This window comes from Algoriphagus antarcticus, assembly GCF_002150685.1.
GTDB lineage: Bacteria > Bacteroidota > Bacteroidia > Cytophagales > Cyclobacteriaceae > Algoriphagus > Algoriphagus antarcticus.
Genome location: NZ_MSSW01000017.1, coordinates 150,513 through 160,187, shown reverse-complemented (window position 1 = coordinate 160,187; position 9,675 = coordinate 150,513). Strand labels below are relative to the sequence as shown.

At 39.6% G+C, this 9,675-nt stretch carries 12 protein-coding genes; 11 read left to right on the top strand and 1 reads right to left on the bottom strand.

Translation table 11 applies throughout. The features are described 5' to 3' along the window. The 10 genes from BVH04_RS25420 to BVH04_RS08700 form a co-directional block, all read left to right on the top strand. A partial coding sequence (locus tag BVH04_RS25420; RefSeq protein ID WP_169714389.1) for a hypothetical protein occupies positions 1-457 on the top strand: 457 nt, incomplete at its 5' end. Positions 458-1,271: 814 nt separating this feature from the next. Next, positions 1,272-1,838, top strand: a complete 567-nt coding sequence (locus BVH04_RS08740; RefSeq protein ID WP_086541080.1) for a restriction endonuclease subunit S — start codon at positions 1,272-1,274, stop codon at positions 1,836-1,838. Further along, on the top strand, positions 1,831-3,399 hold the full coding sequence (locus BVH04_RS08735) for a type I restriction-modification system subunit M (RefSeq protein ID WP_086541079.1): 1,569 nt from the start codon (positions 1,831-1,833) through the stop codon (positions 3,397-3,399). The genes BVH04_RS08740 and BVH04_RS08735 overlap by 8 nt, the downstream gene beginning before the upstream one ends. A gap of 3 nt (positions 3,400-3,402) precedes the next feature. Continuing rightward, the gene (gene rhuM / locus BVH04_RS08730; RefSeq protein WP_086541078.1) at positions 3,403-4,443 is read left to right on the top strand and encodes a virulence RhuM family protein; all 1,041 of its coding nucleotides are present in this window, start codon (positions 3,403-3,405) and stop codon (positions 4,441-4,443) included. Between the two features lie 8 nt (positions 4,444-4,451). Then, a complete protein-coding gene (locus BVH04_RS08725; RefSeq protein WP_086541077.1) occupies positions 4,452-5,699 on the top strand; it encodes a hypothetical protein in 1,248 nt (415 codons plus the stop codon). Further along, the gene (locus BVH04_RS08720; protein WP_086541076.1) at positions 5,699-6,121 is read left to right on the top strand and encodes a restriction endonuclease subunit S; all 423 of its coding nucleotides are present in this window, start codon (positions 5,699-5,701) and stop codon (positions 6,119-6,121) included. Before BVH04_RS08725 ends, BVH04_RS08720 begins: the two co-directional genes overlap by 1 nt. 3 nt (positions 6,122-6,124) lie before the next feature. Beyond that, complete coding sequence (locus BVH04_RS08715) at positions 6,125-7,015, top strand: restriction endonuclease subunit S (protein WP_086541075.1); 891 nt, start codon at positions 6,125-6,127, stop codon at positions 7,013-7,015. A 52-nt stretch (positions 7,016-7,067) separates the two neighbouring features. After that, positions 7,068-7,298 (top strand): hypothetical protein, encoded by a 231-nt coding sequence (locus BVH04_RS08710; RefSeq protein ID WP_086541074.1) that lies wholly within the window; start codon positions 7,068-7,070, stop codon positions 7,296-7,298. 25 nt (positions 7,299-7,323) lie between these two features. Then, the gene (locus tag BVH04_RS08705; RefSeq protein WP_086541073.1) at positions 7,324-8,646 is read left to right on the top strand and encodes an AAA family ATPase; all 1,323 of its coding nucleotides are present in this window, start codon (positions 7,324-7,326) and stop codon (positions 8,644-8,646) included. 8 nt (positions 8,647-8,654) lie between these two features. Next, positions 8,655-9,107 carry a hypothetical protein gene (locus BVH04_RS08700; protein WP_140160549.1) on the top strand — a complete coding sequence of 151 codons (453 nt, stop codon included), beginning with the start codon at positions 8,655-8,657 and terminating at the stop codon, positions 9,105-9,107. Positions 9,108-9,149: 42 nt separating this feature from the next. Here the strand turns inward: BVH04_RS08700 and BVH04_RS25415 are convergent, their stop codons facing one another. Next, a complete protein-coding gene (locus BVH04_RS25415) occupies positions 9,150-9,323 on the bottom strand; it encodes a hypothetical protein (protein WP_169714388.1) in 174 nt (57 codons plus the stop codon). Between the two features lie 150 nt (positions 9,324-9,473). Here BVH04_RS25415 and BVH04_RS25410 point away from each other — a divergent pair, with 150 nt between their 5' ends. Then, a complete protein-coding gene (locus tag BVH04_RS25410) occupies positions 9,474-9,629 on the top strand; it encodes a hypothetical protein (RefSeq protein WP_169714387.1) in 156 nt (51 codons plus the stop codon). The last annotated feature ends 46 nt before the right edge of the window (positions 9,630-9,675 follow it).

Below are 9,675 nucleotides of genomic sequence, written 5' to 3'. Positions count from 1 at the left end.
AGCACTTTTGAATCTTACTATACTATTTTGGCAGTTCAATAAACAAAAAGAAAAATCTTGGGAGTTAATTTCCCTTCATGCAGACACTGATCAGGGGAAAACGCTGAAATCAAAAATTTCGCGCTTAGTTATTTCGGCTTGGATAGGGTTGCCATTTTATCCAGAAAATAGAGTGAAACTCTTTTACGAAGTATTCGAAAAGCAACCTGAGCTCGTGCATTTATGTTTCCTTTTTCTTTACCATGATCATACTGATTTTCTTCTAAGAGAATTCGAAAACGGAAATTATTCTAGCTTTTTACAAGAAAATCACCCGGTCTATTATTTGATTGTTCTACATTTCAACCGACCTGATGATCCTAGGTTACTGGATATTTCTGCTGATTTGAAGGAGTCTTTTGATGAGAAAGTGAGTGCTATTCTAGAAAAAAGGAAGTTCTACGGGAAGGAAGATTAAAGATTTTCAGATCAAGATAAGCGTTATAAATCAGTCCGGTGGACAGTTTAGCTAAGGGTCAACATTCGGGGAAGCCCCGATGAACTAAAATGCAAAAAAAGGCTGGAAGTTTTCTAGGCTTGTCAATAGATTAAAAAGAAAAATTTGAGAGGTTTTCCAATCAAAAATCACTTTAACCTTTCATCCCAGCTTTCACGAAAAACCTTTCCTACTTTTTTGAACTCTTCCCCAATGAAGGTATCGGTCTTGGCATTGTTGCATCAGTAGCAGGCAAAGACGAGGTTGTCTAGTAATCATAAGTGGCATTTGGTTCGATTCTTTGGAGTTCTGGTTTTCTCCCTCGACCTCGTTTAGTAAATAGTTCTCCTTTTTTTGCTGCTATTTCCTAGATTTGGCCCAGTTCAGCTTGGGTGATTTCGCAGTAGTGACAGTGATTTGCTGTGATGAAGTAGTGTTTCTCAATCATAACATTTTACATCACACCTTCACATTTTTTCTTGATCCAAAGGTTTCGAATTGGAAGAAGTCGCTCCCCTTTCTTCTTTATGGGCTTCCCACTAAGTTTTGAATTTGGCTTCTGTCAAATCAGAATTTTAAGAATGATTATTTAGGGCCGGCCCAAAATAAATGCGTGGTGGAGATATTTCCTTTGGCGATCGGTTAGAGTTATTTAAGAATTGTTTAAGTGAAGAGTCGTACTTAAACTCAATTTTCGTAATTCTTATACTAGAATAAAAAAATTTCATTTTTCAAAACTTTTTCCATTCAATTTCTGTATTATGGTCTATTCGTAGAGATTATACTAGAATAAAAATTGAGAAAATCACTTAAAGAACTTGCTTCCATTCGATCTGGAATTTTTCTGAAACCTCAGGAAAATGGGGATTTAGTTTATATGCAAGCAAAGTATTTTGATTCGGAAGGGAGTTTGAGTTCAACTATTTTTCCCGACATTAAGCGTCGGAATGTTTCTGATAAACATCTCCTTAAAGCTGGAGAGATCTTATTTTCGGCAAAGGGTTGGAAAAATTTTACATCTGTCTACAAAGCCGAATATCCTGCCGCAGTAGCATCGACCTCGTTTTTGGTGATTAGTCTTGAAACTGAACTGGTACTTCCAGACTATATTGCTATGATTCTCAATTCTCCCCAGAGTCAAGAGTCTTTTAAAAAGATGTCAAAAGGAACTTCAATTCCTTCGATCACCAAGAAGCTTTTGGAAGAATTTGAAATTCCAGTTTTGCCATTAGAAGTTCAAGAAAAGTTGGTGAAGCTCAGTAAACTGAAAAATGAAGAAACATGGATTCTAGATGAATTGGATCGATTAAGGAAATTAAAATTGGATTTGAGTATCCTCAAAATTGTACAGAATTATGACTAAGAAAATCACCCAAAACGATATCAATAATGCAGTTTGGCGAGCCTGTGATACTTTCCGTGGTAGCATCGATCCAAGCGTCTATAAGGACTATGTGCTGACCATGCTTTTCGTCAAATACCTCAGCGATGTGCATGATGATAAGATGGAGGAATATCTGAAAAAGTACAGTGGAGACCTGGATCGCGCAAATCGATCCATGCAATACGAGCGATTTATTGTGCCTGTTCAGAGCCATTTCAAATTTCTGTACGATAGCAGGAATGCACCCAATGTCGGGGAACTCATCAATATCGCTTTGGTGGACTTGGAAGAAGCTAATCGGGAGAAATTATACTCTGAAGATGGAGCGGGGATATTTCAGAATATTGATTTCAACAATAGCAAACTGGGCGAACCCAAAGACAAAAATACCCGACTTAGAAATCTGCTACTAGATTTTAATAGACCTGAGCTTGACCTCCGCCCGTCTCATTTGGATGGCTCGGATATTATTGGCGGGGCTTATGAATACCTGATATCCAATTTTGCTTCAGATGCAGGTAAAAAAGCTGGGGAATTTTTCACGCCAAGTGAAGTGTCCACTTTGCTCGCGAAGCTTACCCGATCGGAGGAAGGCTCTCGGATTTGTGACCCAACTTGTGGTTCGGGTTCGCTTCTGATCAAAGCAGGTCAGGAAGTAGGATCAAGGAACTTCTCTCTTTATGGTCAGGAAGCCAATGGAAGTACTTGGGCTCTCGCGGTGATGAATATGTTTTTGCATGGCTTTGACAATGCAACCATCAGATGGGGCGATACCATTCGGAATCCCAAACTCAAAGAAGGCGATTCGTTGATGAAGTTTGATACTGTGGTAGCCAATCCTCCTTTTTCATTGGATAAATGGGGGAAAGTAGAAGATAAAGACGGAGAAACTACTACGATTACCTGGGATCCTGAGACGGATCGCTACAATCGATTTTGGCGGGGCGTACCTCCCAAAAGTAAAGGAGACTGGGCGTTTATCACCCACATGATAGAAACTACTTATCAGACTACTGGTAAAGTGGGAGTCGTAGTTCCTCACGGTGTCCTTTTCCGGGGAAGTTCTGAGGGCAAAATCCGCCAGAAAACCATCGAGGAAAATCTACTCGAGGCTGTGATCGGACTTCCGGCTAACTTATTCTACGGCACAGGCATACCGGCTGCAATTCTGATTTTCAACAAAGCCAAAAAGTCCGGGACAGAGGTGCTCTTTATCGATGCGAGTCTACAGTATGAAGCCGCCAAAAACCAAAACAAACTCCGGGATAGCGATATAAAAAAGATCGTGGATACCTACATGGATTTCCGTGAAGCGAAACTTTCTGCTGGAGTCTTGGAGGAAAAATTCAGCTATGTAGCTACGTTCGAAGAAATCCAAGCCAACGACTTCAACCTTAATATTCCTCGCTATGTGGATACCTTCGAGGAGGAAGCTGAAGTGGATATCGCAGGAGTGCAGCAGGAAATTGTCCGATTGGAAGGTGAACTGGAAAAAGTGCAGGGTCGAATGGATGAATACTTGAAGGAGTTATTGGGCTGAACTATGAAAAAATCAACAAAAAGAGCTTCGGATGGATTTAATGAAGTGCTACTTTATACTACTCCAAATGGTAAGGTAATAGTTGAAATTTACTTGCTAAACGAAACGATCTGGTTGACTCAACAACGAATTGCAGAATTGTTTGGAGTGCAAAGGCCAGCGATTACCAAGCACCTCAAGAATATTTTTGAATCAGGAGAATTGGATGATCTTGTGGTCAGTTCCATTATGGAACATACCACTCTACATGGTGCCATCGATGGAAAAACACAGAAGTCCAAGGTTAAATACTATAATCTCGATGCAATCATCTCGGTTGGGTATCGGGTGAATAGCACACAGGCAACTGCCTTTCGGATTTGGGCTACCGAACGCTTAAAGGAATTCATTATTAAGGGGTTTACCATGGATGATGAGCGACTCAAAAACCCAAACAACATCTTTGGGAAGGATTATTTCGAAGAGCAACTTGCTCGTATTCGGGATATTAGGAGCAGTGAGCGGCGATTTTATCAGAAAATAACCGATATCTACGCCCAATGCAGTGCTGACTATCAGTTAGATACTGATGTTACAAAAATCTTTTTCGCTACTGTTCAAAACAAACTCCATTGGGCAATTACCGGGCAAACTGCAGCAGAAATAGTACATACAAGAGCAGATAGCAAGAAAGAAAACATGGGTCTAACTACCTGGAAAAATGCTCCATCCGGTCAAATCCGTAAAACGGATGTGGGAATCGCTAAAAACTATTTGAACCAAAAGGAACTCGATGGACTGAACCGAATCGTGGCCATGTACCTGGACTATGCAGAGATGCAAGCCAATCGTGGGATTATGATGCACATGAAAGATTGGGTTGACAAGCTCGATGCTTTTCTACAATTCAATGAGCAGGTTGTTCTGAAAGATGCTGGCAAGGTGAGCCATCAGGTCGCTATTGCCTTAGCAGAACAAGAGTTCGACAACTTTAGCAAAAAGCAGGATACGCTGTATGAGAGTGACTTCGATAAGCTGACTAGGAAACTTCCAAAAGTACAATAGAACTAACTATGAACGAATTCCATCACAGTCGACTTAGATCAGGGATTCAAGAATCTCATCGGATAGCCGTCCAACCGGATTGGGCATTTGGGCTTCGAAAGCAAGCCAGACTTGTGCTTTTACCACTTTGGCGAAAGGTTGTAATTCAATGGACTACGGAGCGAGGAATTAAAAAACCACAACTGACTGAATTAGCAGAAGAACTGTTTCGAGTCTATTCATATCCGCAAGGAATTTCATCAGATGTGCATTTTGAGTTGAATGAAGTGCTGAGTCCTTTTGTGGAAGAACTTACTATTTCAGATAAATCGATTTTGAAATTTTACTTTTTGAGTGAGGATGAGAATCTAGAGCATCTTGCGAATGAAGCACTGGAAGAGATTGCTGAAGATGAAGTTCTAGTCACAAAATTGGATCGCATCGCAGGTAAGGCATTTCGTCCACAATTCAATCATTACTCTGAAAATGACCTAACTCAAGGTATTCTTGAAGAAATGAGAGAAATAGAAAACCTGATTTCTTCTTCCGATCTGGAACTAGGGCTAGACGCAGAAGCCATCCCTCGGATCAACGAAGCATTTTCGGACTATCTGGATCTGCCAAATGGTGAGATTTCACTGATTCAGCTTCCTATCGAGGAGTTTGCTTATTGGGATAAAGTAGCCCAAGACGAACCTGAAACTGTAGGTAAACGCGTCCATACATCGGAAGGGTTGGATTGGGCGGAATGCTGGCTACTTCCCAACGGAGAACTGAAAGCCAAAGGAAATCTGGAAGATCCCGAAGAGCGAGATGCCGCAGCCATTCTCGCAATTCGTGAGGAAATAACATTGATCTTGAGGGAGCTGCATTCCAAACTTCGAGAAACCTATAATCTTCTCGATAATCAGATTCATTATACCTTTTTCACACAGCGGAAAACGCTGGAAAACATCCTGCCTCGGGAAGGAGTCGAATTCTTTATCGATCAGGTGGAAGCCCATGGTTCTGACGATTTCGTCGGGCATATCAATCTTGACATTCGTCGCTATCAGAAGAAAGAACTTCAGGAATGGGGAACTCAGATTTCGGTTGATCTAGACGATCGGTACTGGCAGACGGAGGATGAAACGGATGAATTCAAAGTCTGGGTGCTATCCATAGCGGAAGAGGAGATTCCCCTAGAAACCAAATTTTCTGAGGAACAACAAGAATCAATTGTCAACTTAATCTTAGCTGAAATCGATCGCTGCTACCAATTAGACTACGGAAACTAATGCAAGAAATAGAAAAGAAAAAATCAGAGATGAGAGGTGAGGTTCCAGAAGGGTGGAAACTTCTGAAGCTTAAAGATATTGCAAAAGTCACCTCTGGTACGACTCCACTGAGAAGTAACAGTGAATATCATAAGAATGGAAGTATTTATTGGGTAAAAACTACTGATCTTAATAATTCTAAGATTTTTGAGACTGAGGAAAAAATCACAGAAAAGGCATTTAAAGAAACTTCATTGAGGAAGTACCCTATTGGGACGGTTTTAGTCGCGATGTATGGTGGTTTTAATCAAATCGGTAGAACTGGAATTCTCCAAATAGAAGCGACAATAAATCAAGCTTTATCTGCCTTGACCGTTGATATAGAAAAAGTTGATCCTGTTTTCTTAATTAATTGGCTCAATGGAAAAGTGGGTGACTGGTAAAGGTTGGCTGGTAGTAGTAGAAAAGATCCTAATATTACGAGTAAGGATGTTGGTGATTTCCCCTTCCTAGTAATACCTCTCCCCGAGCAGCGAGCGATAGCAGATTGTCTATCGACTTGGGATGGGGCGATCCAAGCGGCCAAGCAGCTGATCCACCAGAAAGAACTTCAGAAAAAATGGCTGATGCAGCAGCTACTGACCGGAAAGATGAGATTGAAAAATATTGAATTAGGAATGTTGCACCATAGATGGAAGACCATTCATATAGCTGATGTTTTCAAGTTTGTTAAATCATATTCCATCTCAAGAAATGGTCTTCAAAGTGATTGTGAAGGGTCAATTTATTGTATCCATTATGGAGATATTCATGCTAAGTATGACAGTTCCTTTTTAGATTTTAACACCCAAACAGCTATTCCTCAATTAATTAATAAAAGCCTTAAAATTGAAAAAATTAACTATTTGCAGGATGGTGATATTGTAATGGCTGATGCATCTGAGGACTATAATGGTGTAGGAGCCGCTGTTGAAATAAAAAATTTAAATGGCAAAAAGGCAATTGGTGGACTTCATACACTTGTATTAAGAGGAGATAAAAAAATAATTTCACTCGATTTAGCAGCTTACTTTTTCGCATCAGAAAAGGTTAGGAACACACTCAGGAAATATGCTACTGGTTCATCGGTTTATAGTGTTACTAAAACCATTATTCATAATTTATCTTTCATCATTCCTGATTCTTTAGAAGAACAAACCGCCATTGCCCAACTATTGCAAGCAGCAGATAAAGAAATCAGCCTGCTCAAAGCCAAAGCGGAGAAGTTGAGGGAGCAGAAAAAAGGACTGATGCAAGTGCTACTGACGGGGAAGAAACGATTGAAAATAAATATTTGAAAAAAATCGAGAATTGAATTTTTGCTAGTATTTATTGGAAATGAAATAAAATATGAAAAATGAATTGAACAAAAAAGTATCTGCAATTAATGCCATTAAATTGGCAAATACGCTTTCCGACCAAATGGTTGTGAAAATAAATATTAAGCTCTCAGAATTAAAAAGGAAATTGAATCACAGTGTTGAGCCCAATTATGAATCTTTGTCATTAGAAATTGATGAATGGGCACAAGAAATTCCGATTGCCTCAAAATTGGAAATAGATAGACTAATGCAGCAATAACGTGTTTTTATTAAATTGAACTATTATGATTCAATCCTTCACCATCGAAAATTTCAAAAGCTACAAAAAAGCAGAGCTGAAGCTTGCTCCACTGACCGTGATAGTTGGAGCGAATGCTTCCGGAAAAAGCAATGCCTTGGAGGCGATCCGATTTCTGAGTTGGATGGCACAGGGGCAGAAGCTTTCTGCATTGCAGTTTGAAATCAATCAGAACAATGCTGCCATTCGGGGGCAGCTTTGGAATATTTTTTATAGAGACAAAAAGGAATTTTTAATTGGGTGTAAGATGCATGATCGGGCATTAGCTCATGCTTGGGAGTTGAAAATTTCATTTGATCTTAGGAAAGGAAAAGAACTACACATTGCAAAGGAGTCGATGTATCTGGATTCTGCAGAAATGCTTTATGAAACTACTCGTCCAACTGAAGACCAAGCTACTGATATCATCGTGGCTTGGAATAATTTTGCTAAAGGAGGAAAGAAGCCCCATGTTAAATGTTCAGATCAACTTGCCATTTTTACACAAATGAGTGCTGATGGTAAGATAAACCCGACTTATCAAAAGTCGAAAATTTTAATTAGTCAACGTTCAAAATATACAGAGTCATTATTATCTAGGATTTTATTTTTGGATCCTTCACCGCAAGCCATGCGGGGGTATAGTTTTACTTCTGATACTGCGATACTTGGAAATGGTTCCAACATTTCGGCAGTTTTATATAATCTAGTCAATCAAAAAGAAGATCCTCTTTTGAGCCAAGAGGGAAATCAAAAGGAAGCAATTCTGGACTTCATCAAAAGCCTTCCCGAACAGGATATTTCAGATATTGGATTTTTGGAAGGACCTAGAGGAGAGGTGATGGTTACATTAACTGAGACTTTTGGAAGCGTAAATCGGCGAATGGATGCGGGAGTTCTGTCTGATGGAACCCTTCGGGTATTGGCTATTGCGGCGGCTTTGCTCTCTGCTGAGGAGAACAGCATTGTGATTATTGAAGAAATAGATAATGGCGTTCACCCCAGTCGTGCGAAGCTATTGCTAAATCAGATCAATAAAATTGCATTAGAACGGAGATTAAGAATTATCCTTAGCACACACAATCCCGCCCTGATGGATGCACTTCCGAGCGACGTGATTCCTAATGTGGTGTTTTGCTATCGGGACAAGGAAGATGGAAGTTCTCGACTGGTTTCACTCAAGGACGTGCCGGATTATCCCGAATTAATCGCACAGGGAAGTTTGGGAGACTTGGTCACTGAAGGATTACTTTCTCGCTTTGTCAAAGACTATGAAGGGTCAGAGGCGAAAAAAGAGAAGGCTTTGAAATGGTTGGAATCTATAAAATGAGTTTGACCATGGCAAAACCAAATATTTGGATCATTGACACAACTATTTTCTTAAATATTCTCGATATCCCTGGAAGTAATTCTGATAGAGCTACGGTTCTATCTGAATTTGAAGAGAGAATAAATGCCAAGGATTTATTTTTTCTCCCATTCATAGTTCTCGTTGAAACTGGAAATCCTATTGCGAAGCTAAGTGGTAATCTGAAATATGAAAAAGCTAAGGATTTTGTAGACCAAGTAAAAAGTGCTTTAAATGGTGTGAGTCCCTTTACCGCTCTGAAATTTCCTGATAAAGAGGAATTGCTTCAGTGGATAGATAACTTTCCAACCAAATCAAGTCAGGGTATAGGTTTTGGAGACTACTCGATTATCCAAGATTGGCAGGAGCAATGCAAGCTATTTCCAGGCTGGTCAGTTAGGATTTGGTCTTTAGATGCGGGGCTTCAGGGATATTATTCATAAGGAAGTCGTCTTTGATCATTTTGAGAAATTCAGGTTTTGTTATCATAGTCTATCACCGATCAAGTGATTCTCCATATTGAAGATAAAATTCTCCATATTCTTGATGCAGCTATGAATTTGATTCTCCGTATTGAGTTGGAATTTCTCTATAACTCCACTTGTGATGTTTTCAAATGCTAAAAAAGCGGCCTTTTGGGTGCGGAAATAAAGAAACATGTTAAAAATGAATGGGAGTAAAATTCTCCGTATTGAGCTATAATTTCTCTATAACTATGAAAAACCCTTCTAAAGAATGCTTTAAGCTCGGTTTTAGATTTGAAGTATTCTCTATAAGGCCATCAAATTTCTCCATAATGCATAAATAAGATGCAAACTCCCAGCTTTCAAGAAGATCCTATTTCCCAGATTCCTGCGATTCAGCTGTTGATCAAGTTGGGGTATGATTACCTGAGCCAAGCTGATGCGATGAAGCTTCGTGGAGGAAAGCTTTCAAACATTTTTAAGCTAAGAAATAGGCAATGAAGCTGAGTAATATTTTTGGCAAGCAGCCAAGTGCGATTGTGAGTCG